Consider the following 23103-nt stretch of genomic DNA (forward strand, 5'->3'; position numbering starts at 1 on the left):
ATTCGAATGACTGCGGAAACTCTTCCTTCTATTGATTTATTGGATTTAGTTGCACGGGTTGATGACCTTGCTGGTGCTCGTGTGCGTACCGTGGGTGATTTGATGCTCGATCGTTTTATCTATGGCAGTGTAGATCGTATCTCCCCCGAAGGGCCAATTCCGGTCCTAAAGATCAATCGCCAGGTTTCAATGCTGGGCGGATCAGGAAATGTCCTTCGTAATTTGGCGGCGATTGGTGCTTCAACGAATTTTGTTGCGGTTATAGGGGATGATGCGGTTGGACAGGAAGTTAGTGGTCTTGTGCAAAAGGAAATCGGTACAGAACCTCTGAACCTTGTTGTTGAGCCAAAACGTCAGACAACAATTAAAGAACGTTTTGTCGCAAGTAATCAGCAGCTCTTGCGGGCTGACCGAGAGATGGATCGCCCTCTCGCGCACGAGACCTGTGCCCAGATAATAGATCGGGTTCAAGAGAACCTTTCTTCAGTCCCTGTCCTGATTCTGTCAGACTATGACAAAGGGGTTTTGAATCAAAAGACTTTGAGTACGATTATTAGTTCTGCTCTTAAGGCAGGCTGCCAAATAATTGCCGATCCGAAAGGCCGGGATTATAGCATCTATAAAGGCGTGAGCATCGTGACGCCAAATCGTAGAGAGCTACATGAAGCCACTGGCATGTCCGTTGACGGAGATGCAGCGGTTGTCGCGGCCTGTCGTCACTTGATTGAAACCTGCGGAATTAAGGGCGTTCTTGCTACGCGTAGCGAAGAAGGAATGACCTTGGTCACATCAGATGGTGTGGTTGAGCACCTTGGGGCAGAGGCACGGGAAGTTTTTGATGTTTCAGGTGCTGGCGACACCGTTGTTGCTGTGCTTGGGGCTGCTCTTGCCTCGGGCTTAAATATTTTGGAGGCATCGTGCCTCGCGAATGTTGCGGCGGGCATCGTGGTCGGTAAGACAGGCACGGCTGTTGCTTATGGCAGTGAAATCCGACAGGCTTTGTTGGCGAGAAATGGGCATTCGTCCCAAGAGAAAGTTTCTGAGCTTGATGCGGTACTGCACCGCGTCGATCAATGGCGTAAGGCGGGGTATAAAATTGGATTTACCAACGGTAGCTTTGATCTTCTGCATCCCGGCCATATTGCGTCGCTACAGCAATCGAGATCGGCATGCGACCGCCTGATTGTAGGGTTAAACACGGATGCGTCTGTAAAACGCTACAAAGGTGAAAGCCGTCCAATTCAGGATCAGAGTGCACGGGCAACGGTATTGGCAGCTTTGGAAATCGTAGATCAGGTTGTCCTGTTTGATGACGACACGCCTTTGAAGTTGATCGAAGCTATTGTTCCAGATGTCTTGGTCAAAGGTGCTGATTACACCTTGGATCAAGTTGTTGGTGGAGATATCGTGATCCAAAACGGAGGTCAGGTCATTCTCGCGGACCTAAAAGACGGCTTTTCGACAACGAGTACAATCGCAAAAATTGATAAAAGCAAGTCATCGTAAGACGGTTTTTTAATCGGTGTTCATTGGTTGAAATGAGTGCTCTTTAAAGAAGTAATGCTATGCGAAAAAATGTACGAGTGCGGCAATCATAATGGCCGGTGCCAACCAAAAAGCACTGGCAAGGGCATAGGTAATATAGCCTGCAGCTTGCCCTTCTGACTTCAAGCGTTCATATGCCCTTCTTTCACGGCCAAGCAAAAAGATTAGATAGAACCTGTGCTTGCCAAAGGGGATAGATCTTCTGACTTCAACGGGATGTTTAGCATAGCCGCGTGCACCAAACATCTGTTTGATGGCGTGTTTTTGATCATTAGAGAAACTGGCGGCAATATCGGGATCAATGCGACTAAAGTAATGCTTGATAAAGGGGTCTTCAGAAGAGTCAGTTTTTCTATCTATACTTTTTTCAATGTTCTTGCCCTGTACTTTTTTGTTGGGCGTTCTTTCGTCAAACTCAACCAATGCCATGTCCCCTGTAATGCGCAGGCGCGCACTACCCCCAAAAATTTACCTTGTGAGGGTAGTGTGACTCGATTCATTTGATTAAAAGTTAACGATTTGAATCAGTTAGGCTCTAAAGGTTGATAAAGGTGCCTTTTTCTTTGTCGTAGCTAAATAATTCACCAGTCGAAAAGTCAAAATACCAACCATGTAACTGCACTCTTCCATCAGCAACCCGTTCCTCAATGAAGGGGAAAGTCATCAAATTTTCCAATGAGTTAAGGATAGAAGCTTGTTCGACTGCACGCTGTAATTCTTCCCCATCTTTCCCACAACAGCTGACGTTTTCTTTTGCGTCTTTTGCAATTTCGATCCAGTTGGAAATAAATGAGCTGTCATTGGAGTCGTCGAGAATCCCGTCAACAAGGGCTTTGATACCGCCGCACATTGCATGGCCCATAATAATGATATTCGGGATGTGCAGTTGCGTTATCGCATACTCAAGAGCGGCTGATGTCCCGTGGTGGCGGTCATCTGCAGCACAAGGGGGGACAAGATTAGCGACATTACGAACCATGAAAAGATCACCGGGTAAGGTACCAAGTATTGATGAAGGTTCCACACGGGAATCACAACAACTAATGACCATTGCTTTGGGGGATTGGCCTTTTTCGGCAAGAGACTGCAATAGTGCTTCATCTCTGCGATAATCTACTGTGTGATAAGCATGATAGCCTTTGATCAGTGAATTGATTTCGCTCATTTGGCATCCTATATAGTCGTTAATTGTATCCCCAAGTGGGGATTGAGTATCCCGTTATCAATATGTTGTAAACATTTTCGCAACTGCTTTACAAATTTTGATGCGCAAAGGAAGGTAAGTGTTTGAAAGTTAAGGTGAGGGATGGTCTTGAGTAATAATCAGAGCAAGAATCGTTGCGGCTGGGTCAGTGATGAAGCCTTGTATCTTGAGTACCATGATAAAGAGTGGGGCGTTCCGGTCACAGATGATCGCGAACTCTTTGAGATGCTTATCCTCGAAGGCGCACAGGCTGGACTGTCTTGGATTACTGTGTTGAGAAAGCGAGAGAATTATAGAAAAGCCTTTGCTGGTTTTGATCCGCAAAAGGTTGCCCACTTTAATGGGGATGATGTTGAACGATTGATGCAGGATACAGGCTTGGTACGCAACCGTTTGAAAATTAATTCGGTTATCAGTAATGCGCAGGCCTGGTTGGAAATTATGAAAGCGGGTGAAGGGTCTTTTCGCGATCTGGTCTGGTCGGTTGTTGATAATAAAACCCATGTGAATGCCTGGAAAGACTTGTCACAGGTACCAGCTTCAACAGCTGAATCTGAAAAGCTTTCCAAGCTGTTGAAAAAAAATGGATTTCGTTTTGTCGGGCCGACAATTTGTTACGCTTTTATGCAGGCGTGCGGCATGGTTAACGACCATACTGTTGACTGCTTTTGTTATAAAAAACACGCACCTAGAACTTAGTGAGCTGTAAAAATGAATTTGAATTTATCTTATATTACCAAACAGATGTCTTTATGTTTTGGCGCTGGACTGTTGCTTTTCTCTTCGGCTGTCAAGGCGGAAGAGATTGGCGAGGTTGATACCGTTTTTAAGTGGTTAGGCCCGAACCATAAAATTGTAATTGAAGCGTTTGACGACCCAAAGGTCGAAGGCGTTGCCTGTCATCTCAGCCGTGCGAAAACGGGGGGCATATCGGGTGCGGTCGGATTGGCCGAAGATACAACTGATGCATCAATTGCCTGCCGCCAGATTGGGCCTATTAAATTCCGAGAAGAGCTAAAGGATGGCGAAGAAGTTTTCACCAAACGCACATCTCTTGTATTCAAAACCATGCAGGTGGTTCGCTTCTTTGATGAGAAACGTAATGTGCTGATTTATCTCGTCTATAGTGACAGAGTGATCGAGGGTAGCCCGAAGAACTCGCTTACGTCTGTACCGATTATGCCCTGGAATGAAGGGTAATAAAGGAATGAAGGGTAATAAAAATTAGACCTGTACTGATAACGAAAGGGGCCCATAAGAGCCCCTTTCGTTTTAACCCTTATTGAGCGGTGTCTCTGGTTCAAGCCCAGGAAGGCTTTGGATCTGGGCCGATGATTCCGGTAGGCTGGCCACATGTAAGGTTGACGTCGCGAAGGCAAATGCACTGTCGTTACCTTCGACAATCTCTTTTAATTTCAGGGCGAAATCTTCTTTAATATTCATCCAATCCCCCCAATTTGTTGTCTTGGTGAAACAATAGATCATGATGTCGATTGATGAGCTGTTGAAAGAATCAACATTGACGAGGGTTGTTGCACGGGCATCATCAGTTTCAAAAGCTTCTGTGCCATAAAGGTGATCTTTGATCTCTTGAACAATCTTGCGAAGCTGCTCGCTTGTTGTGTCGTATTCAACGCCGATTTTCCAGTAAATACGTCGATTGGTCATTTTGGAAAAGTTGATAACGGCATTGTCTGCCAGCTTAGCATTCGGCACATAAACAGGTGCTTTATCAAAGCGTCTGATCCGGGTGGACCGGAAGCCGATGTCTTCGACTGTTCCTTCGACAATTCCCTCGATCCTGACCCAGTCACCCCGGCTAAAACGTTTTTCTGCAATGATGAGAATTCCAGCAATCAGATTTTTGAACAGATCCTGAGCACCCAGAGCAACGGCAACACCAAATAGGCCAAGACCTGCGATGATTGCGCCAACATTGATTCCCCAGAGTTCAAGAATACTGGCTGCGCCGAGTAAGACCACGCAAATTTTGAGGGCTTTGATGATCCAGTCTACCATGATGCTGGTAAGGATCGTTGTGAAGCGATGTAGCAGAAAGTCTAGCGGATCTATCAGTTTAAAGACGGCATAAAAAAGTGTGTAGGCAATCAGAGAGCGTACAAGGTTATTGCCCAGTACGGCGGCTTCTCCGTCAAGGTTTAAATGATCGAGCGAGAAGAACACGCCAAGGGCAATCGGAATCATCCTTATCGGACCTTCCAGAGCTTCGAGCGCATGATCATCCACGGAGTTTTTGGTTTTGAGCGTTAATACCTTGAGGCGGTTGATCACCAGCCTTGAGAACAATCCGCGAATAACGAGAAAGGCAAAGAAAATAACTATGGATGTTACAATGTGACCAATACTGAGACCAAAAACACCCTGATTCCAGACGTCCAGTGTTATTTCCCAGAAAGTTGATAAGTCTTCCATGATATCTCCTCGTTTATGCGCGAGGGGAGTTTGCTCAGGGAGGCCGAGGTCGTCAAGAGTGAAAGCAGATGTTATTTGAGCTTCAAAAGTTTGCTTTGAACAAGGGGCCGGATTGATTTAGTCGAACAATGCATCGATATCGTCTTGCCCCATGGCCTCCAAATCAATTTTTTCTTCTTCCGTCATGCCGCCAGCCATCATGTTACCGGATAGCGTGGCTTGCCAGTCCATTTCTATTTCAATGATCTTGTCCGCGGGAAGCACATTGTGATTGCCGTGGATGACGGCACTGGCGATGTCGATCATGTGGCGGATATGTGTGGACGCATCGGGTACAAGTGCAGCAATAGATACATGATCACCAGCAGCCAATGCCTGTTCGATGGCGTCTTTACTGTCCTTGATGCCTTTGTCGGCCAGTTCAACCGCTTTATCAAAAGGTTCTCGGAACTCTTTCGGGGCCGCTTCGTAAGCTGCAACGGCGAGTTCTTTTGCCTGAAAGCTACTGTCTAGGAAGTGTTGTTGATAACTTTTGGGTTGCCAGGCTTGAACTTCTTCAAATAGATCTGGCATATCCGGCACCATTTCAAGCATCATTACGGCTTCGTTGAGATGATTTAAATAATCAGTCGCTAGGAAGCTGGTCTCATCAATGTTTGAGCCTGGTAATTGTGCCTTGATACCTTCACTATCCACGTAGTTCTCACCTTTTCTATTATTATTTCATAGTCTTCTAGCTTCATTAAGTGCTAGTTCCCTATCATCTGCGAACTAAATAAATTTACCTTTAATTCCGAGAAGATAAATTTTTACATCAGAAAAGCAGTATCTGATTTTAACATAGTACTAGGTAAAGAATATCTTAATTGAGGGTATGACTTATCGTATAATCACCAATTATTGATGGTTTTCTCACGCATGAGTAATAAGCATTGGTTCTCTTATTGCTATAGGCTGCGGGTGCCCGTATTTCTCGCATAAAGACATGGAATTCCAGATATTCTGTTTGTGTATTTTAAACAGTTTTTTATAGTGAAAAAGGCCGAATGAATAAACATCCGGCCTTTGCTAATAAGAAGAAATCTTGAAATCAGGTGACAACCTGAATGGTTTCTTCCCGCCGTTTTAAGTGCTTGTTGAAATGGTTTTCAACTAGACGGAAGAGCCAGATAAACAAGAAGGTGAGGACAAAATAGAAGACTGCTGCAGTAATGAAGGCTTCATATGGGGCGTAGTAGCGGGATTGCACAATACGTGCTGCGCCGGTTAAGTCGACTAGTGTAATGGTGCTGGCCAATGCACTGCCGTGAAGCATAAAGATCACTTCGTTGGAGTATGCTGGCAGGGCACGCCTTAAAGCACTGGGGATGATTATTCGTCTGAAGATCAAGAATTGAGACATGCCACAGGCTTTTGCTGCTTCGACTTCCCCAAAGGAAGTCTGTGCCATAGCACCACGGAAGATTTCAGTTGTGTAAGCCGCGGTGTTTAACGTGAAGCCAAGTAAAGCAAAGAAGTAAGCGCCCTTTAGGAAATCAAATTCCTTGGTAAGTGCGCTGTAGCCTTCGAATTGTCCTACGCCGTAGTAAAGAATAAACAGCTGTACAATTAGTGGTGTTCCACGGAATGCATAAGTAAAAGTAAAAACAGGATAATTTATTAGCGGATTTTTGGACAATCGCATGACTGCCAAAGGAATCGCACAAATAAAACCGATCAAAAGTGAAAGCGGTACAAGCTTGATGGTAAGGAGCAGTCCTTCGAAATATAAAGGCAGCTCATCTTGTATTATTTGAAAATCCATCAGAGTGCGCTCCTTACACCAGCGGAGTAGCGTTTTTCTATGATTTTGAGTATCCAGATCGACAGCGTTGTTAGAATAAGGAATGCAATCGCTGCGGTAAGGTAAAATTTGAAGGGTTGGCGTGTTGCTCCGGCTGCTAGTCCAGCTTTTCGAACCATATCTTCCAGACCAATGATAGAGGTAATCGCGCTGGCTTTCATCAGGACAAGCCAGTTGTTTCCAATTCCGGGCAGAGCGTGGCGTACCATCTGGGGAAAGAGGATGCGTCGGTTGATTTGAAATTTAGTCATGCCGTAGGCTGTTCCGGCCTCTAGCATTCCTCTATCCACAGCCATAATAGCCCCACGGAATGTCTCGCCCATATAGGCGCCAAAGATAAAACCAATGGTTAGAACACCTGCGATAAAGGGGTTGATATCTATGTAACCCCAATCAAGATAAGGTTCAGCAGCTACTTTCAGGGAATCCCCCGCCCCGATGACTTCCCCAAACCATGCTGTGAAGTTGAGCAGATTTTCTGGCAGGTTGTTAACAAAAACCTGACCACCAAAAAAGATCAGCAACATGAGAACAAGATCAGGTACGCCGCGGATGATAGTCGTATAGCCAAAGGCGATTGAGCTGCTGATTTTGTTGTTTGACAGGCGTGCAAGTGCTGCGAACATCCCTAATACACAAGCAACCAGCAGAGACGCCAAAGAGATGGAGACGGTAATTATGCCGCCACTAACGAGGATACTATATCCGTAGCCATCAAGGTTAATCATTTTAAATCTTCCGATTTTAAGCCAGTTCTTTAAGGCTTTTAAAAAAGCACCCCAGAACCCAAGTACTATGTTCTGGGTTCTGAGGGTGCTGTTTTACTATTTAACCAGAATACAAGATGGTTATTCCATCTTTGTTCTTAGTAGATATCAAAGTCGAAGTATTTGTCGTTAATTGCTTTGTAAACGCCATTTGCACGAATAGCTTTGATTGCTGCAGAGAAACGATCACGTAGTTCAGTGTCTGATTTACGTACAGCAATACCTGCACCGTCGCCGAAATATTTAGGCTCACTGTAAGATGGGCCGAAAAGTTCATAATCTTTGCCAGCATCAGTTTTCACAAAGCCATCATCCATTGCAATGGAATCTGCGATCAACATATCAACACGACCGGCTGCGATATCTAGATATGCTTCGTCCTGTGTCCCATAACGTTTGATTTCGGTGTCTGGAAATTCAGCCGTGAGGAAGGTGTCGTGAATTGTACCGCGTTGTACACCAACAGTTTTACCCTTCATACCTTCAGCAGAGATTTCGATGCCAGAACCTTTTTTACGAAGAAAACGTGCCGGAGAGTTGTAATATTTCTCAGAGAAATCAACTTTCTTCTTACGGTCTTCGGTGATGGACATGGACGCGATGATTGCATCATATTTTTTTGCATTAAGCGCAGGAATGATACCGTCCCAGTCTTGAACGACCAGAGTACATTTTACTTTCATTTCTTCACAAAGCGCATTGGCGATGTCGATGTCGAAACCAACAACATTACCATTGGTGTCGATGCTACTGAACGGAGGGTAAGCGCCCTCTACACCGATACGCAGATCTTCCGCTGCGACGGTGCCAACTGTGAATGTCATTGCTGCGGCTACAGCAGTTACAAGAAATTTTTTCATTTAATGGCTCCCTAAATTTAATTGTTATACTTGTGTTTGTTTTATTATTTTAGATTTCCAGCGATAAACTGTTTGAAACGCTCTGATTGTGGATTGGCGAAAATCTCTTTTGGATTTCCCTGTTCCAGAATATGACCCTTGTGAAGGAAAAGTGTTTGATTTGATACTTCCCGGGCAAAGCCCATTTCGTGGGTTACCACAATCATTGTACGGCCTTCTTCGGCAAGATCGCGGATAACTTTCAACACTTCACCGACGAGCTCTGGGTCCAAAGCTGACGTTGGCTCATCGAATAACATAACGGATGGGTTCATTGCTAGTGCACGGGCAATTGCTACGCGCTGTTGCTGCCCGCCGGACATATGTGCAGGATAATAATCTTTGCGTTCGTAGATGCCGACTTTATCCATCATTTCGTTCGCACGTTCGGTAGCTTCTGCTTTGCTGAGGCCAAGAACGTGGATTGGGGCTTCGATGATGTTTTCCAGTGTTGTCATATGAGACCAAAGATTAAAACCTTGGAACACCATGGACAACTTGGAACGAATGCGTTCGATTTGCTTGTTGTCTGCGGGTACAGGTTCACCTGACTTGGTGGCTTTCATGTTAATGAGCTCACCGCCAACGGTTACTTTACCTGAATTCGGGGTTTCTAAAAGATTGATGCATCGTAGAAATGTACTCTTCCCGGAACCACTGGAACCGAGCATCGAGATAACATCACCTTCGTGTGCAGTTAACGAAACACCTTTTAAAACCTCGATATTACCGAATGATTTATGAATGTCTTCACAGACAAGAGCAGGTGTTCTATCCACCATAGCCGCGGCGTTTGACGCCATAGGTTATGTCCCCATTGTTTAAATGTCTTGTACTTTTACTTCCTAATGAAATTAGTGTGGTTTTTTCATAATGAAAAGCAAAAAAAATATATACAACTCTCGAGATTGCTCTTCTGGCCTTACTTTAAAGCCCAAGTTCTTGCTTTAGTTTTTGAATTTGTTCTTGGGCTTCTTCAGCATCTGGTTGGTTTTCGGCAGCCATTTCAGCCCCTTTTATCGCTTCGAGTACATCTGATGATCTACCAAGTGTATGGTAGGATCTTGCCAATTGTACCCAGCCTTGAAGATCATCTGGTGTTTCTATCAAACGATCTGCAAGCCTTTCGACCATGCCGTTGATCATCTCGGTTCTTTCTTCTGCACTTAACTCTGCCGCGGCGGCCATGTCTTCAGCTGAAGGTCCTGATTGATCATCGCCCTGTTGCTCTGCCGTTTCTTCTGGTTCTTCTGCAGGATAAGATGCGAGTAGCTTTTCCGGGTTCATCTTTTCCAGATTGGCGAGTTCGACAATTTGTGCATCCAGTATTGGTAACCAAGGGTCTGCAGCAGACGTATAGGTGCGTAACGTTAGCCAGATTTTAAGGGCATCTTCGTTCGCGTCAGCTTGTGTTAAAGCCAAGCCACTATAGAACAAACCACGAGGATCACGAGGGTTGAGTTCAAGTGTTTTTCTAAAGAGTTCAAGCGCATCAGATGAAACTTGCCCTTCGGCTTGTGCGACTAGCATTTCGCCAACCGCGCCATATATCATCGGGTTCGGCGGGTTATTTTCCATTGCATGGCGAAAGGCTCTCTCTGCAAGAGGAAAATCCCCTATTTCTGCATAGGTGCTACCTAGTAACATCCAGCCTTCTAAGTTTTTAGGTTCATTTTCGAGACGTGCCTGGAGCTTTTCCGCAAGCCCCATCATTTCTGTATTGCGTTCATTGTTTTGTTGTTGAGCAATTGCCATGCGTTCAGCGGCGATGTCACGCTCGGCAAGGGGCATCCCTGAAACGCCGGGTTGTCCGAGATACATGTATAGTGCTAACGCCGCGATTGGGAATGTAATGATCAGACTTCCTAGTAATCCTTTCATTGCCTTTGGTGATAAGGGGTGCCCTTTGGTTGATCCAGACTGTTCTTGTCCGGTGTTCAGGATGCGGCGCTGAATTTCAATGCGCGCAATTTCAGCCTGCGCTTCGACGATATTTCCTGCTTTGAGGTCTTTGTCTATTTCGTTCAGTTGGTCTTTATAAACGGCTAGGTCTGATTCAGCCGTATCGGCAGGCGCAGAATCTGCTTTTCTGGCCAGAGGCTTGATGAGAACGACAAGAGAAAGTGCTGTCAGTGCTCCGATGATTGCCCAAAAAATCATGAGGCTTCTCCTGAATTTGAGCTTTTAGTCTTGTTTTCATTGTCCAGAAGCTCATTTAATCGTGCTTCTTCTTCTTCGCTGAGCGGCTTAGCAACTTTTAGATTTTTGCTTCCTCTGTAAAAAAGGATCAGGCCGATGCCGCCGATACCAAAAACAAGTAGAGGCCCGAACCAAAGTAAAAAGGTGGCTGTGTTGAAAGGCGGGCGAAACAAAACGAAATCGCCATAGCGATCCGAAAGATAGCTTTTCACGTCGTCATCACTATCCCCGGCAACCAGCCTTTCCCTGACAACAATCCGTAGTTCTTTTGCCAGATCTGCATTTGAAGAATCGATGGGTTCATTCTGACACACTAAGCACCTGACCTCTTTTGAGATCTCGCGGGCACGAGCCTCTAATGCCGGATCATCAAGAACTTCGTCAGGCTCGAAAGCTTGCACAGGGTCACTGTTGACTGTGAAGAGGAAGAGGACGGCTGTAAAAAGAAGTAAGCCACGCATAGGTAAATATTTTCCCAGATATAAAGCCAGATATAAAAACGAATATCAGACTATTTTTGTGTCTGAAGATTGTCGATAATCGGTAAAATCTTGTTTTCGAGATCACCCGGGTTTAAAGGGCCGACATGTTTATAACGTATAGTGCCTGTAGCATCGACGATAAAGGTTTCCGGGACACCATAAACGCCCCAATCAATCCCCGTTCTGCTTTTGGGATCTCTACCAACTCTGTGATAGGGGTTTCCGTTACGCTTTAGCCAATTAAGAGCATCGTCTGGTTTGTCACGGTAATTAATGCCGTAAAGATTGATATCGTTGCGTTTGCCAAGTTTGACCATGTCAGGATGCTCGGCAAGACAGGGGACACACCAAGAGGCAAAAATGTTTACAACAGAAACCTTGCCATTGGTCGTCAGATCCGTTCTGGAAAAGCCGGGTACGCCAAGATTGTCCAATGCCGTCAGGTTGAATTCTGGTGCGGGTTTGTCGATTAATACTGAGGGTAAAATTTTAGGATCTCTTCCGGGTTTGGTCAGTGCCCAGAAAAAATAACCAAACAGAACCAACGTAATCAGAAGCGGAAGGGTAAAGAGTATTTTCTTGTTCATGCTGCGGCATTCCGCTGAGATTTTTGTTCTCGTTTTTCTTGTTTACGTTTTCCGGCAGGTGCACCAACTCTCAAGCGTCGGTCTGCCAGTGAGAGCAACCCGGCCAATACCATTAAAGTACAGCCGAACCATATCCACGTGACCATCGGTTCGCGGTAAATGCGAACAGTCCAGCCGCCGTCTTCAACCTGATCCCCGATAACGGCATAGTAGTCACCGACAAAAGTGGAGTGGATCGCGGCCTCTGTTGTTGGCATTTTTTGGACGTTATAGAGACGTTTTTCCGGCTTCAATGTTGCCATGAACTCACCGTTTTGGCTGACCGTGAAGGTGCCTTCTACAGCCTGATAGTTCGGGCCAACCAGTTCGCGAACACCATCAAAGCGATAATTTGTTCCGGCAACTGTAATGGTTTCGCCCGGCTTGAGAACGGCAACGTCTTCGACCTTCCATGCGGATGTGGAAATCATACCCGCCACGGCAATGGCTAGACCGCCATGGGCAAGTGTCATGCCCCAGGCAGAGCCGGGTAGCTTGATCATGCGTTGCCAGCTTGTGGCGAGAGGTGCGCGGAATAGTTTTATTTTATCTGCCCATTCGCTAAGGGTACCTAATAGAAGCCAAGCGGCCATTCCAAGGCCTAGAATTGCCAGAAGAGGTCCGCCTTCTGTGACATACCAAGCAAGTAGAATCGCCAGAATGGTTGCGAGGCCTGCGTACTTCAAACGACCTAAGACGCCGATCAAATCAGCCCGCTTCCATGGAAGAAGTGGCCCGACACAAACAAGTAAAAGCAAGGGAACCATAACAGGAACAAAGGTATTGTTATAGAAAGGGGGGCCGATCGAAACACGGCCGCCGCCCAATGCTTCCATAAACAGGGGATAGAGTGTGCCAAGAAAAACAGTGGCACATGCTGTGCTGAGCAAAAGGTTATTTAACAATAGCCCGCCTTCGCGACTGATTGGTGAGAAAATACCACCAGCTTTGAGGGATGGAGCGCGGAAAGCAAAAAGCGCCAGCGATCCGCCAATAGCAATTGCCAGAAGGAAGAGGATAAAAATACCGCGTTCTGGGTTAACAGCAAAAGCGTGAACCGACGTCAGCAGTCCTGAACGTACAATAAAGGTTCCGATAAGGGAGAGAGAGAACGTCAGGATTGCAAGAAGAATGGTCCAGACTTTGAGAGAGTTTCTTTTCTCTACAACAATAGCGGAATGCAACAACGCAGTTCCCATCAGCCATGGCATAAAGGAAACATTTTCAACGGGGTCCCAAAACCACCAGCCACCCCAGCCAAGCTCATAATAAGCCCACCAGCTACCCAATGCGATACCACCAGTGAGGAAGGTCCATGCGGTCAGTGTCCAGGGGCGAACCCAGCGTGCCCATGCTGCATCAACCTTGCCTTCGATAAGGGCGGCGATCGCAAAGGAAAAGGCTACGGAAAAACCGACATATCCGACATAAAGCATCGGAGGATGAAAGGCCAAGCCCGGATCTTGTAATAGCGGGTTGAGATCGCGACCATTTTCCGGCGGTACCAAAAGGCGTGTGAAGGGATTTGATGTAAAGATCAGGAAGGTCAGAAAGCCAACGCCTATCATGGCTTGAACCGCCAATACCCGGGCCTTGAGCGTTACGGGCAAGTTACGCCCGAAAGCCGCAACAGCTGCACCAAAAACGGCGAGAATAAGGATCCATAGTAACATGGATCCTTCGTGATTTCCCCAAACACCGCTGATCTTATAAAGCAATGGCTTTGTTGAATGAGAGTTCTCAGCAACATTCACAAGTGTAAAATCTGAAACGATATAAGCTTGGGTCAGACAGCCAAAAGCAAGAATAACAAAAAGCAATTGAACCAATGATGCCTGACTACCAAACGCCATCAAACGACTATCAAGCCGTTCCGCGCCGATCAGCGGCAAGATTGATTGAGCAATCGCGGCAAGTAGGGCCATGATAATGGCAAACTGTCCAAGTTCAGCAATCATTCTGTTGCTTGCTCCTCATCTCCGCGCCATTCGCCAGCCGCTTTTAAAGCTTCGGTAACTTCGGCAGGCATGTAATTCTCATCGTGTTTTGCCAGTACTTCATGGGCAATAAACTCACCCTTTTCATTCAGGCTACCTTCGGTGATAACACCTTGCCCTTCGCGAAAGAGATCAGGAAGAATGCCTTCGTAGGTTACCGAGACAGTTTCTGCGCCATCCGTAATTGAAAACTGAACCTTGAGGCCTCCGCCTAGCTTTTCGAATGTACCATCTTCGACAAGACCTCCCAGCCTAATCGCCCGGCCAACAGTGACCTGTTTGGTTTTGAGGTCAGAGGGGCTGTAAAAATAGGTAATATTATCGTCCAGAGCAGTTAACACGAGCGCTGTTGCAGAGGCCAGTAAAGCAATGGCGACCACGAGTACATACATTCTACGGCTTTTCCGTGTCATGGGCGGGTTGCCTCTTCCTTTTGACCAGACTGTTCGGTTGAATTTTGAAGGCTTTGGAATTCTTCCAACTCAGTCTTATTTTTTCGCAGGCGTTGTAAGGTCGTGACAAGTAATCCTGACATCACAGCAGCCGTCAAAAGATAGGCCGTCCAGATGTAGGCACCATAGTTTCCCATAGAGAGAAAGTTCGTAATCTGTTCCATACTGTCCTGCGTAACCTGAGTTGTGCCGGGATTAATTATAATACCTTCCCGGCTTCTTCTCTTATTCTGTAGATAGACATAATTCTATCGTTTAAACACTAGCGCATTATGTCACACTAAAATCCTAAGACTTTGATTCACATCATGATCAATATTTGTTGATCTCTTGCTGGTTTATCTACATTTTTTAACCTTGACCTTAATGAGCTTTATCGACAACAGCGCGGCGATATTTGCGTAGTTTGGCCTCTATGAGTTCGCTTTTGATTCGTATCAATAAAATAACAATATAAAAAAGCTTGAAGGCAATCCCCATAATCATGAGCGGCCAGAGCATCGATGGATCAATTGACGGGCCATCAGCACGCATGACAGAAGCGGGTTGATGAAGGGTATTCCACCAATCGACGGAGAACTTGATGATTGGAATATTCACAAAGCCGACAATGGCAAGAACGGCCGCAGCCTTGTTGCCGCGTTCCTGTTCTTCAAATGCGTGCATCAAGGCCATGTGCCCTAGGTAAAGGAAGAAGAGGATCAGCACAGATGTCAGACGTGCATCCCAAACCCACCAAGCCCCCCACATTGGCTTACCCCATAGCGATCCTGTTGCAAGTGCCAAGAAGGTAAAGCCGGCCCCGATAGGTGCAGAGGCTTTGGCGGCAAGATCGGCAAGGGGGTGACGCCAGATCAAAGAGCAGACGGACGCAATAGCGATTGATGTGTACACGAACATGGCCATCCAGGCTGATGGCACATGGATGTACATAATCCGGACACTTTCACCTTGTTGATAATCAGGGGGTGATGTGAAAAATGACATATAGAGGCCGGCGGCCAGTGAAAGTACTGTCAGGCCGGAAACCCATGGAAGCACCTGATTGGTCAGCTTCAAAAATCTGTTTGGATTGGCAAATCGGTGAAAGACCGACATTGTCCTTATCCCTTCAATTAACATTCTTGTGCATCAGGCACAGGTTCATTTAACGGTGAGCAGACACTAGAACAAAGGTATATACCCTGCCTTGATATCAATCAATTTTGGGATTTCAACGGATTCAGCGATATCCTTCAATCTGGCCGTACTCAACTTCTCATATTTTGAACGTTCTATTCGACGTATTCTATTCTACTGATTGCCGTAAGGCAGCGGCCCCGGCTAGCGGGGTTATTAATAACGAAACAAGCAATATCGCGCCAAGCAACAAAAGGTGAGGTCGCGCATTAGCGATAACCGCGCCAGCTTCCAGACTGTTCATAGCCGCATCAATAGCCCCGACACCAAAAATCAGTGTTGGTATATAAAGTGGGAGAACAAGCAGGGGAATCAAGACGCCCCCGCGCCTTGCGCCAAGGGTTAGTGTTGCTGCGATGGCCCCGATTAAGCTGAGGCTTGGTGTCCCTAATATCATGGCGATAAGAAGAATCGTCATGGCATCAGAATCCATATTAAACAGCAATGCGATTAAGGGCGCGGCGAGAATTAGGGGAAGACCTGTTGTTAACCAGTGGGCAAAGACCTTGGCGAGAACGGCAACTTCTAACGATGTTGATGACAGAATAAGTTGCTCCAGACTGCCGTCTTCGTAATCAGCCAGAAACAGGCGCTCAAGGGAGAGCAGAACGGCTAAAAGAGCTGTGACCCAAATAATACCGGGGGCAATACGGGCCAGCAAGTTTGGTTCGGGACCCAGTCCAAAAGGGAACAGCATGGCGGTGAGAATAAAAAACAGAACAGCCATGGTTAAATCTGATTTTTGGCGGAATGCCAGACGCAAGTCTCTGGAAACGATATTGAGGAAAGTCTTCATATCCAGGAATCCTCTTCGTTTTCAACCGCCAGAAGTTCCTTGTTATATAACGGGCTGTAATCTTGCAGATTAAGTTTGTTCGGGTTCTCGACATTAATGGGGCTGTGTGTTGCAAAAATAACGGCCCCACCATTTGATCGATGTGTTTTTATGACGTCTTCAAGTAGCGCCACCGACGCAACGTCCAGACCGACAGAGGGTTCATCTAATAGCCAAACAGATCGCTCTGAGGCTAGTAAACGTGACAGGGTCAGGCGTCTGCTTTGTCCGGATGAGAGTAGATTCGCTGGCGTATGTTTGAGGGGAAGCATTCTGAAATGATCTAAAGCGTCATCCAAGCTTGAATCGTCTTTTGTCTTGCCTGACCAATAGGCCAAATTTTCCAAAACCGTCAAAACAGGTTTAATCGCGTTTCGGTGCCCGATGTAGTGAATATGTCGTTGGAAAACTTCAGGCTCTCTCGTCGCGTCCTGATCCTGCCAGACGAGTTTTCCAAACTTTGGTCGCACAAGGCCGGATAACATGCGTATCAGGCTTGATTTTCCACTACCGTTAGGTCCTTTGAGAATAAGGGCTTGTCCCTGTGCAAGATTGAAGTTCAATCCAAGAAAGACAGTGCGCCCGCCTCGTATACAGGTAAGGTCTTCCCCTTGAAAAAGGCTGCTGCCCAATATCTAAACCCTTATTTTTTATCGGAACTAAGATGCGAAAGATCGATCATGCCTGATCGCCTCTCTTGCGTATAACTAAAAAGCGTATAGCAAAAAAAATCCCCTCTCGCCAATAAGGTGTTTCCTTATGACGGAAGGGGACCGGGAGTCTTAAAACGGGATGCGGCTGCCAGTCGGGTATCCGGCAGCCGCTAGAGTCCAGCTTTGGGGTAATATGGAGATCTTCAGGATCTCTAGTAGAGAGGGGAAGCTCTCTACGGTCTTGAATGTAGGACCCAATTTTGAAGGGACTTAGCCCTAAATGTGGCAAAACGGTGATTTATTTCAAAGCCAAGGATTCTTCATTTCTTTGTAAAGGCGTATGATTTTTCATACAAAACGGAGTGAAAACAAATAGATAAATAAAAGTGTGTCGCATAAAAATAAAAAATGATCGCTATTGGGTTATTTTTTTTCTTGATAAATTACGATATAAAGATATTGTTATATTGATTGTGGCGCAGAGCTTACGCCTTAAGGAGACGTTACGTGGAAGTACTACTAAAAGGATTACAGTCTATTGCCGAGCCAACACGGTTACGTGTTTTGGGTCTTTGTGCTCATGCGGAATTGACTGTTAGCGAGCTTGTTCAAATTCTTGGGCAAAGCCAACCGCGCGTTTCCAGGCATTTAAAGCTGTTGATGGAAGCAGGTCTTCTGGAACGTCATCAAGAAGGTAACTGGGCTTATTTCAGGTTGTCCGATAATCAACCTTGTTCAGAGTTGGCTCGATTAATTATTGATTTGATCCCGGCGGAGGATCCCAAACTTGCTTTGGATTTTCAACGCCTAGAAGATATCAAAGCAGAGCGAGCCCGCAAAGCGCATGAATATTTCAGCAAAAATGCATCCGACTGGCATGAAATAAGATCCCTTCACATCGATACCGCTTCTATAGAAGCAGCATTTCAGGAAAGCTTGCTAAAGGAACCCGTAAAGGAATTGCTGGATATCGGTACAGGGACAGGGCGTGTTCTAGAGCTAGTTTCAGGCGAAGTTGGCTCGATTGTCGGGTTGGATATTTCCCGTGAGATGCTGGCGATTGCCAGAAATAACATTGATCGTGCGGGGTTAACGAACTGCCAGGTACGCCAAGGTGATATGTACCAAGTTCCATTTGCAAATGCCCGCTTTGATGCTGTGTGTTTGAACATGGTGCTCCATTATGCGCTCGATCCACGAATGTGTTTGCGCGAGGCCGCAAGGGTTCTCAAGCCCGGAGGTCGATTGATTTTGGTGGATTTCGCGCCCCACCGTATGGACAGCCTACGTGATGATCATGCGCACCATTGGTTGGGTTTTGATGATAAACAAATTGAAGAGTTCTGCGATGATGCGGGGTTAACCCTTTCTGATCCTGAACATCTTCCTGGCGATCCGCTGACGGTCTGCATTTGGACAGCACGTCGCGATCCCAATACGGAGTAATAGGAATGAAAAGACCAGATATCAGTTTTGAACTGTTTCCGCCTGCTTCGGCAAACGGTCTTGATAATCTAACAAAGACCGTAACGCGGTTGAAAGCTTTTGAGCCAAAGTACTACTCTATTACCTACGGAGCGGGTGGTTCTGGGCAGCAAAAGTCAAAAGATTTACTGAATAAGCTTTCGCAGGATAAAGACCTGACGCTTGCAGCCCATATTACGATGGCAGGGGCGTCAAAAACAGATATCCTGAAAACAGTCAAAGCTTGGCGTGACCTGGGTGTGACCCGTTTGGTTGTCCTGCGTGGCGATGCAGAAGAACCCGGTGCGGCCTTTGAACCTCATGAAGATGGCTTTCAGGATTCTGTCGAGTTTATTGCAAGTCTGAGAGAGCTTGGTGATTTTGATATTGCGGTTGCGGCCTACCCAGATCCCCATCCTGATAGCAAGTCACTGGCTGATGATCTGGCTTTCTTAAAGCAAAAACAGGACGCGGGTGCGACAACAGCGATCACGCAATTTTTCTTTGAAGCGGAGAGCTATTTTCGTTTTGTTGAGGAAGCGAGGAAAGCAGGTATTACAATTCCGATTATTCCTGGGATTTTACCAATCAATAATATCGCTCAATTACAGCGTTTTGCCGATCGTTGCGGCGCGACAATTCCGGATTGGGTCAGTAATGCTTTTGAGGGATTGGAAGATAATCCTGAAACGGCAGCAGCTGTTGCTGTTTCGCTTTGTCTGGATCTTTGCCGTGATTTGATAGATGGCGGTGTTGACGCGTTCCATTTCTACACTCTAAACCGCTCGCCGTTAACAGAAGCTGTGTGCCGGCTTCTATCTATTCAAGCTGAAGAGAAGGAAGCTGCATAATGAGAAACTTTATTGATGCGCTAAACAGTCGTGTTTTATTAACTGATGGTGATTTGAAACCCGCCCTGCGTGAAGCTGCAATTGATCTCAAGCGCGCTACCTTTGGAAACGAAGACTGCCTCGCCGCTTTGAATATTTCCCGTCCGGATTTGGTAACGGCGGCTCATAAAGACTTTTTAGAGGCAGGGGCCGATGTTATTCGAACCCATACAAAAGAAGCCTCTTTGGATGCTTTGGCGAAGTTCAATATGCAGGACGAAGCCTTTATTATAAATCACCTGGCTGCTGAAGCGGCTTGCTTGGCTGTTGATTCATTGCCGGGTGGTGATCGTCGTAGATTTGTGCTTGGTGTTGCTGACCAATCCAATGCAACAGGTACTGACAATGAGCTACGCTACGGCGCTTATATTCAGGTGCAAGGACTTGTGTCTGGCGGCGTTGATGCGCTGACGTTCAAGCCTGTGTCTGATTTGGAACAGGCACGTGCACAGTTGGCATCTGCTAGACAGGCTCTTTTAGAGCTGGGATCTTCTGTGCCATTGCTTCTGGATTATTCCGAAGATCTCGATTTTACCGATGATACTGTCGGTGATTTGGTAGATGGTGTTTGCTATGTTGAAAATGGCGATACAATCAAGGCTGGATTCCCTGTGCATCAGGTTGGTCAAAAAATCCTTGTGCACGGTGGCCGTTCTCCAGGAGAAACCGCACAACTTGATCAGGCTTTGCGTAAAAAAGCTGCAGATGGTTATCGTCCGGTCACGCGCCCGAATGTCTCTCCGCGTGAGGCTACAGTTCCTGTTTCCAGCTGGAATGATTATTCGGCGGTTGCTAACAGTTAATAGGTACAGTACGGGTAAAGATCCTGATTACGAGATGGATATCAGAGGGTACGTTTTAACAGATGTACCCTCTTTTTGTTTTGTGACTAGAGTATGAGCTAAAACCTTACTTTTTGTGTGAGACAATACGCACGTATCGGGTGTCTTGCGTTCGGACTCATTTGGCGTGACTATAGATTCAGATCAACAACTGAGGGCGCTCTGATCTGAGTGCGATTGGATATGGTTGAGTTTCTGGATGCTGCGTTTCTCGCGCGTGTACAATTTGCCTTTACGATTTCGTTTCACATCGTCTTTCCGGCCTTTTCTATCGGGTTAGCGAGTTACCTCGCTGTTCTCGAAGGTCTTTGGCTCTGGACTGGGCGTGATGTTTTTTTGCGTATTTTCAAATACTGGATAAAGATCTTTGCCGTTGTCTTCGGGATGGGCGTGGTTTCCGGTATTGTCATGAGCTATCAGTTTGGGACGAACTGGAGTGTATTTTCTGACAAAACGGGTCCAATACTTGGTCCGCTGATGGGCTATGAAGTCCTGTCTGCCTTTTTTCTAGAAGCTGGGTTTTTGGGTGTCATGCTTTTTGGCATGAACAAGGTTGGAAAAAGGTTACATTTCTTTGCCACGCTAATGGTGGCGATTGGCACTCTTTTCTCTGCTTTTTGGATACTGTCGGTAAATTCCTGGATGCAGACGCCAGCAGGCTACGGTGTGAACGACGTTGGGCAGTTTATCCCCGTAGATTGGTGGGCAGCGGTTTTCAATCCTTCATTCCCCTATCGGTTGGTTCACATGGTTTTGGCGGCCTATCTGACGACGGCGTTTGTTGTCGGTGGTGTTGCGGCATGGCATCTGCTACGCGACAAAACCAATCAATCTGCACAAATCATGTTCTCAATGGCGATGTGGATGGCCGTTATTGTTGCGCCGATCCAAATTATCGCTGGTGATTTCCATGGCTTAAACACATTGGAACATCAGCCAGCTAAAATTGCGGCAATGGAAGGACACTTTGATACAAAAAAAGGGGCGCCACTTATTCTCTTTGGTTTACCGTCCATGCAGGATGAGACCGTGTATTATGCGCTGGAAATTCCGAAGTTGGGCAGCTTGATTTTAACTCACGATCTTAATGGCGAAATCAAAGGCTTGAAAGAATGGGCCCCGGAAGACAGGCCGAATGTTCCCATTGTTTTTTGGTCATTTCGCATCATGGTCGGTTTGGGATTCCTGATGGCTGGTTTGGGGGCGTGGAGTTTTCTTCGGCGCATGCAGAAAAAGCTGTATGAAACGCCTTTAATGCTACAGTTTGCAACATGGATGGCGCCATCCGGTTTTGTCGCCCTTTTGGCTGGTTGGATCACGACAGAGGTCGGAAGGCAGCCCTATACGGTTTATGGTTTGCTACGTACATCTGATTCCATCTCACCAATTGATGCACCTGCTGTCGCATTATCTCTACTTGCTTTTGTGATTGTGTACTTTGCTGTGTTTGGTGTGGGGGTGGTTTATATCCTTCGTCTGATGAAGCGAACGCCCGACACGGATATACCCGATGATTACAGGCCTGATGGCGTTCCAACACGTGCGACGAGTATGTTTCCGACCAAAACACTTTCTTCAGATGATCAGGCTTTAACGCAAGAAACAGGAAGTAAGACAAATGGAAATTGATCTCGCACTTATTTGGTCTTTGCTGATTGCTTTTGCTGTTCTTGCGTATGTTTTGCTGGATGGTTTCGATTTGGGGATTGGTATTTTGTTTCTTCTCTTTAACAGGGGAAGTGAACGTGACTATGCCATGAACACGATTGCCCCGGTATGGGATGGAAATGAGACCTGGCTCGTTCTCGGTGGGGGTGGGCTCTTTGCTGTTTTTCCCCTGGCTTATTCTGTTGTCTTGCCTGCACTTTATGCGCCTTTGACCATTATGTTGTTAGGACTGATTTTTCGGGGTGTTGCCTTTGAATACAGATGGCGAAGTGTGAACTCTCAAGGGTTTTGGGATCTCGCCTTTTTTGGCGGTTCACTTGCCGCAGCCTTTTGCCAGGGGATTGCCTTAGGGGCTTTGGTCCAGGGCATCGACGTGGTTGATCGCGCCTATGCGGGGGGATGGTGGAATTGGTTGACGCCCTTCTCACTGCTCACAGGTGTTGCTGTTGTTGTCGGTTATATTCTATTGGGGTCGACATGGCTGATTCTAAAGACTGTCGGACCAGTTCAAGAGAAAGCTTATCGTTATGCGAAACCTGCGTTGTTTGGACTCCTGAGTTTAATCGGGGTTGTCAGTATTTGGACGCCGTTTCTTAATCCAGAGTTTCTAGCACGCTGGTTTACCATGCCACAGATTATCTATACGGCCCCGGTTCCGCTTCTTGTCTTGACCTCGGCGCTGGTCTTGCTGCGTGGTCTTAAGCAAAAGAATGACGTTTGGCCTTTCTTTGCCAGTTTGGGTTTATTTATTCTGACTTATATTGGTTTGGGGATCAGCTTTTTTCCTTACATGGTGCCCCCGAGCCTGACAATCTGGCAAGTGGCGGCGCCGGATGTAAGCCTAGAGTTTTTGCTTGTTGGCACCGCAGTGCTCGTGCCTTTAATCCTAGGTTATACAGCTTATGCCTATTGGGTCTTCCGAGGAAAAGTTGACCCGGAAGAGGGGTACCATTGATGGCTAGGGAGAGCCTTGCAGATAAGATGTCGAACCAACCAGAGGCAAAGAGCCTCAGGTGCCGACTAACTTGGTTTGCTGGGTTGTGGTTTGGCGGTGTTTGCGCATTGGGTGTTGTTGGTTATGCTATACGTGCTTGGCTCGGATTGTCATGAGGTTTTGCCCGAAAT

The 23103-nt window shown here is 46.4% G+C and carries 26 protein-coding genes; 9 read left to right on the top strand and 17 right to left on the bottom strand.

Annotation, left to right across the window (positions count from 1 at the left end; all coding sequences use genetic code 11):
• Nucleotides 1-6 precede the first annotated feature (6 nt).
• Nucleotides 7-1506 carry a D-glycero-beta-D-manno-heptose-7-phosphate kinase gene (gene rfaE1 / locus ACN0W5_RS15895; RefSeq protein ID WP_417455062.1) on the top strand — a complete coding sequence of 500 codons (1500 nt, stop codon included), beginning with the start codon at nt 7-9 and terminating at the stop codon, nt 1504-1506.
• 57 nt (nt 1507-1563) lie between these two features.
• On the opposite strand, the gene ACN0W5_RS15900 is transcribed toward rfaE1, so the two are convergent.
• Together ACN0W5_RS15900 and ACN0W5_RS15905 are read right to left on the bottom strand one after the other, a co-directional pair.
• Nucleotides 1564-1974, bottom strand: coding sequence for a hypothetical protein (locus ACN0W5_RS15900; protein WP_417455063.1), 411 nt, complete (start codon nt 1972-1974; stop codon nt 1564-1566).
• Between the two features lie 106 nt (nt 1975-2080).
• Nucleotides 2081-2710, bottom strand: a complete 630-nt coding sequence (locus tag ACN0W5_RS15905; RefSeq protein WP_417455064.1) for a carbonic anhydrase — start codon at nt 2708-2710, stop codon at nt 2081-2083.
• A 147-nt stretch (nt 2711-2857) separates the two neighbouring features.
• Between ACN0W5_RS15905 and ACN0W5_RS15910 the strand changes: the two genes are divergently transcribed.
• Entirely contained in the window at nt 2858-3448 is a 591-nt protein-coding gene (locus ACN0W5_RS15910) for a DNA-3-methyladenine glycosylase I (protein ID WP_417455065.1), read from the top strand.
• Between the two features lie 45 nt (nt 3449-3493).
• Nucleotides 3494-3949: a CreA family protein gene (locus tag ACN0W5_RS15915; protein ID WP_417455094.1), complete on the top strand. Its 456-nt coding sequence runs from the start codon at nt 3494-3496 to the stop codon at nt 3947-3949.
• A 72-nt stretch (nt 3950-4021) separates the two neighbouring features.
• On the opposite strand, the gene ACN0W5_RS15920 is transcribed toward ACN0W5_RS15915, so the two are convergent.
• From ACN0W5_RS15920 to ccmA, 15 genes are all read right to left on the bottom strand, one after another.
• Nucleotides 4022-5182: a mechanosensitive ion channel family protein gene (locus tag ACN0W5_RS15920; protein ID WP_417455066.1), complete on the bottom strand. Its 1161-nt coding sequence runs from the start codon at nt 5180-5182 to the stop codon at nt 4022-4024.
• Nucleotides 5183-5299: 117 nt separating this feature from the next.
• Nucleotides 5300-5878 (bottom strand): hypothetical protein, encoded by a 579-nt coding sequence (locus ACN0W5_RS15925; protein WP_417455067.1) that lies wholly within the window; start codon nt 5876-5878, stop codon nt 5300-5302.
• A 394-nt stretch (nt 5879-6272) separates the two neighbouring features.
• The gene (locus ACN0W5_RS15930) at nt 6273-6986 is read right to left on the bottom strand and encodes an ABC transporter permease (RefSeq protein ID WP_417455068.1); all 714 of its coding nucleotides are present in this window, start codon (nt 6984-6986) and stop codon (nt 6273-6275) included.
• The gene (locus ACN0W5_RS15935) at nt 6986-7753 is read right to left on the bottom strand and encodes an ABC transporter permease (RefSeq protein WP_417455069.1); all 768 of its coding nucleotides are present in this window, start codon (nt 7751-7753) and stop codon (nt 6986-6988) included. Before ACN0W5_RS15935 ends, ACN0W5_RS15930 begins: the two co-directional genes overlap by 1 nt.
• Nucleotides 7754-7890: 137 nt before the next feature.
• A complete protein-coding gene (locus ACN0W5_RS15940) occupies nt 7891-8652 on the bottom strand; it encodes an ABC transporter substrate-binding protein (RefSeq protein ID WP_417455070.1) in 762 nt (253 codons plus the stop codon).
• A 44-nt stretch (nt 8653-8696) separates the two neighbouring features.
• Nucleotides 8697-9473, bottom strand: a complete 777-nt coding sequence (locus ACN0W5_RS15945) for an ABC transporter ATP-binding protein (RefSeq protein ID WP_417430935.1) — start codon at nt 9471-9473, stop codon at nt 8697-8699.
• A 145-nt stretch (nt 9474-9618) separates the two neighbouring features.
• On the bottom strand, nt 9619-10851 hold the full coding sequence (gene ccmI / locus ACN0W5_RS15950; RefSeq protein ID WP_417455071.1) for a c-type cytochrome biogenesis protein CcmI: 1233 nt from the start codon (nt 10849-10851) through the stop codon (nt 9619-9621).
• Nucleotides 10848-11351, bottom strand: a complete 504-nt coding sequence (locus ACN0W5_RS15955) for a cytochrome c-type biogenesis protein CcmH (RefSeq protein ID WP_417455072.1) — start codon at nt 11349-11351, stop codon at nt 10848-10850. Before ACN0W5_RS15955 ends, ccmI begins: the two co-directional genes overlap by 4 nt.
• Before the next feature lie 50 nt (nt 11352-11401).
• A complete protein-coding gene (locus tag ACN0W5_RS15960; protein WP_417455073.1) occupies nt 11402-11959 on the bottom strand; it encodes a DsbE family thiol:disulfide interchange protein in 558 nt (185 codons plus the stop codon).
• Nucleotides 11956-13956, bottom strand: coding sequence for a heme lyase CcmF/NrfE family subunit (locus ACN0W5_RS15965; RefSeq protein WP_417455074.1), 2001 nt, complete (start codon nt 13954-13956; stop codon nt 11956-11958). Before ACN0W5_RS15965 ends, ACN0W5_RS15960 begins: the two co-directional genes overlap by 4 nt.
• Nucleotides 13953-14408 (bottom strand): cytochrome c maturation protein CcmE, encoded by a 456-nt coding sequence (gene ccmE / locus ACN0W5_RS15970; protein ID WP_417455075.1) that lies wholly within the window; start codon nt 14406-14408, stop codon nt 13953-13955. Before ccmE ends, ACN0W5_RS15965 begins: the two co-directional genes overlap by 4 nt.
• Nucleotides 14405-14611 (bottom strand): heme exporter protein CcmD, encoded by a 207-nt coding sequence (gene ccmD / locus ACN0W5_RS15975; protein ID WP_417455076.1) that lies wholly within the window; start codon nt 14609-14611, stop codon nt 14405-14407. The genes ccmE and ccmD overlap by 4 nt, the downstream gene beginning before the upstream one ends.
• A gap of 199 nt (nt 14612-14810) precedes the next feature.
• On the bottom strand, nt 14811-15545 hold the full coding sequence (locus tag ACN0W5_RS15980) for a heme ABC transporter permease (protein WP_417455077.1): 735 nt from the start codon (nt 15543-15545) through the stop codon (nt 14811-14813).
• A 190-nt stretch (nt 15546-15735) separates the two neighbouring features.
• The gene (ccmB, locus tag ACN0W5_RS15985) at nt 15736-16422 is read right to left on the bottom strand and encodes a heme exporter protein CcmB (RefSeq protein WP_417455078.1); all 687 of its coding nucleotides are present in this window, start codon (nt 16420-16422) and stop codon (nt 15736-15738) included.
• On the bottom strand, nt 16419-17093 hold the full coding sequence (gene ccmA, locus ACN0W5_RS15990) for a heme ABC exporter ATP-binding protein CcmA (protein WP_417455079.1): 675 nt from the start codon (nt 17091-17093) through the stop codon (nt 16419-16421). Before ccmA ends, ccmB begins: the two co-directional genes overlap by 4 nt.
• Nucleotides 17094-17621: 528 nt before the next feature.
• Between ccmA and ACN0W5_RS15995 the strand changes: the two genes are divergently transcribed.
• The 6 genes from ACN0W5_RS15995 to ACN0W5_RS16020 all read left to right on the top strand — a co-directional run bounded on the left by ACN0W5_RS15995 (nt 17622) and on the right by ACN0W5_RS16020 (nt 23088).
• Complete coding sequence (locus ACN0W5_RS15995; protein ID WP_417455080.1) at nt 17622-18560, top strand: ArsR/SmtB family transcription factor; 939 nt, start codon at nt 17622-17624, stop codon at nt 18558-18560.
• A 5-nt stretch (nt 18561-18565) separates the two neighbouring features.
• Nucleotides 18566-19429 (top strand): methylenetetrahydrofolate reductase [NAD(P)H], encoded by an 864-nt coding sequence (gene metF / locus ACN0W5_RS16000; RefSeq protein ID WP_417455081.1) that lies wholly within the window; start codon nt 18566-18568, stop codon nt 19427-19429.
• A complete protein-coding gene (locus tag ACN0W5_RS16005) occupies nt 19429-20271 on the top strand; it encodes a homocysteine S-methyltransferase family protein (protein WP_417455082.1) in 843 nt (280 codons plus the stop codon). The genes metF and ACN0W5_RS16005 overlap by 1 nt, the downstream gene beginning before the upstream one ends.
• A 222-nt stretch (nt 20272-20493) precedes the next feature.
• Nucleotides 20494-21939, top strand: coding sequence for a cytochrome ubiquinol oxidase subunit I (locus ACN0W5_RS16010; RefSeq protein ID WP_417455095.1), 1446 nt, complete (start codon nt 20494-20496; stop codon nt 21937-21939).
• Entirely contained in the window at nt 21929-22933 is a 1005-nt protein-coding gene (cydB, locus tag ACN0W5_RS16015) for a cytochrome d ubiquinol oxidase subunit II (protein ID WP_417455083.1), read from the top strand. Before ACN0W5_RS16010 ends, cydB begins: the two co-directional genes overlap by 11 nt.
• Complete coding sequence (locus ACN0W5_RS16020) at nt 22933-23088, top strand: hypothetical protein (protein WP_417455084.1); 156 nt, start codon at nt 22933-22935, stop codon at nt 23086-23088. Before cydB ends, ACN0W5_RS16020 begins: the two co-directional genes overlap by 1 nt.
• Nucleotides 23089-23103: the final 15 nt, after the last annotated feature.

The organism is Kiloniella sp., assembly GCF_048270245.1.
Lineage (GTDB): Bacteria > Pseudomonadota > Alphaproteobacteria > Kiloniellales > Kiloniellaceae > Kiloniella.

Bases quoted from the DNA above. Each gene is read 5' to 3' on its own strand.
- rfaE1 (WP_417455062.1), top strand. From the start codon at position 7: ATGACTGCGGAAACTCTTCCTTCTATTGATTTATTGGATTTAGTTGCA.
- ACN0W5_RS15900 (WP_417455063.1), bottom strand. From the start codon at position 1,974: ATGGCATTGGTTGAGTTTGACGAAAGAACGCCCAACAAAAAAGTACAG.
- ACN0W5_RS15905 (WP_417455064.1), bottom strand. From the start codon at position 2,710: ATGAGCGAAATCAATTCACTGATCAAAGGCTATCATGCTTATCACACA.
- ACN0W5_RS15915 (WP_417455094.1), top strand. From the start codon at position 3,494: ATGTCTTTATGTTTTGGCGCTGGACTGTTGCTTTTCTCTTCGGCTGTC.
- ACN0W5_RS15920 (WP_417455066.1), bottom strand. From the start codon at position 5,182: ATGGAAGACTTATCAACTTTCTGGGAAATAACACTGGACGTCTGGAAT.
- ACN0W5_RS15930 (WP_417455068.1), bottom strand. From the start codon at position 6,986: ATGGATTTTCAAATAATACAAGATGAGCTGCCTTTATATTTCGAAGGA.
- ACN0W5_RS15935 (WP_417455069.1), bottom strand. From the start codon at position 7,753: ATGATTAACCTTGATGGCTACGGATATAGTATCCTCGTTAGTGGCGGC.
- ACN0W5_RS15940 (WP_417455070.1), bottom strand. From the start codon at position 8,652: ATGAAAAAATTTCTTGTAACTGCTGTAGCCGCAGCAATGACATTCACA.
- ACN0W5_RS15945 (WP_417430935.1), bottom strand. From the start codon at position 9,473: ATGGTGGATAGAACACCTGCTCTTGTCTGTGAAGACATTCATAAATCA.
- ccmI (WP_417455071.1), bottom strand. From the start codon at position 10,851: ATGATTTTTTGGGCAATCATCGGAGCACTGACAGCACTTTCTCTTGTC.
- ACN0W5_RS15955 (WP_417455072.1), bottom strand. From the start codon at position 11,351: ATGCGTGGCTTACTTCTTTTTACAGCCGTCCTCTTCCTCTTCACAGTC.
- ACN0W5_RS15960 (WP_417455073.1), bottom strand. From the start codon at position 11,959: ATGAACAAGAAAATACTCTTTACCCTTCCGCTTCTGATTACGTTGGTT.
- ACN0W5_RS15965 (WP_417455074.1), bottom strand. From the start codon at position 13,956: ATGATTGCTGAACTTGGACAGTTTGCCATTATCATGGCCCTACTTGCC.
- ccmE (WP_417455075.1), bottom strand. From the start codon at position 14,408: ATGACACGGAAAAGCCGTAGAATGTATGTACTCGTGGTCGCCATTGCT.
- ccmD (WP_417455076.1), bottom strand. From the start codon at position 14,611: ATGGAACAGATTACGAACTTTCTCTCTATGGGAAACTATGGTGCCTAC.
- ACN0W5_RS15980 (WP_417455077.1), bottom strand. From the start codon at position 15,545: ATGTCGGTCTTTCACCGATTTGCCAATCCAAACAGATTTTTGAAGCTG.
- ccmB (WP_417455078.1), bottom strand. From the start codon at position 16,422: ATGAAGACTTTCCTCAATATCGTTTCCAGAGACTTGCGTCTGGCATTC.
- metF (WP_417455081.1), top strand. From the start codon at position 18,566: ATGAAAAGACCAGATATCAGTTTTGAACTGTTTCCGCCTGCTTCGGCA.
- ACN0W5_RS16005 (WP_417455082.1), top strand. From the start codon at position 19,429: ATGAGAAACTTTATTGATGCGCTAAACAGTCGTGTTTTATTAACTGAT.
- ACN0W5_RS16010 (WP_417455095.1), top strand. From the start codon at position 20,494: ATGGTTGAGTTTCTGGATGCTGCGTTTCTCGCGCGTGTACAATTTGCC.
- cydB (WP_417455083.1), top strand. From the start codon at position 21,929: ATGGAAATTGATCTCGCACTTATTTGGTCTTTGCTGATTGCTTTTGCT.
- ACN0W5_RS16020 (WP_417455084.1), top strand. From the start codon at position 22,933: ATGGCTAGGGAGAGCCTTGCAGATAAGATGTCGAACCAACCAGAGGCA.